Annotated in this window: 1 pseudogene; it reads left to right on the top strand. The window is 35.0% G+C overall.

What is annotated here, in order from left to right:
• A pseudogene (locus AC29Z1_RS17575) lies at positions 1 to 374 on the top strand (hypothetical protein); the annotation flags it as partial.

Genomic DNA, 374 nt, shown 5'->3' with positions numbered 1-374 from the left:
AGCCAGTGATGTTAAAACCTCAGTCTTATTCGGCTTTGCATGATGTCAAAGTTTTGCTTGGTCTTCTATATAAATACGCGATGGAAAACGATATAGTCAACAAAAATTATGCCGAGTTTTTGGTGTTACCAAAAAATAACAGAGCAGTAAAAGAAGCCTTTACTGACTTAGAAGTAAAGCAAATAGAAAAAGCAAATGACAAAGTTCCGTTTGCGGACTGTATACTTTTTATGTGTTACACAGGGTTAAGAATAACAGAATTCTTGACGTTAAACAAAATGTCTGTTCACAAAATAGACGGAGGATATTCAATAATCTGCGGAATAAAAACTAAAGCAGGAAAAGACCGAGTGATTCCGATTCATCCGAAGATT

The sequence above is a fragment of the Sporomusa sp. genome (genome assembly GCF_057736855.1).
This window is presented reverse-complemented; position numbering and strand designations above follow the sequence as displayed.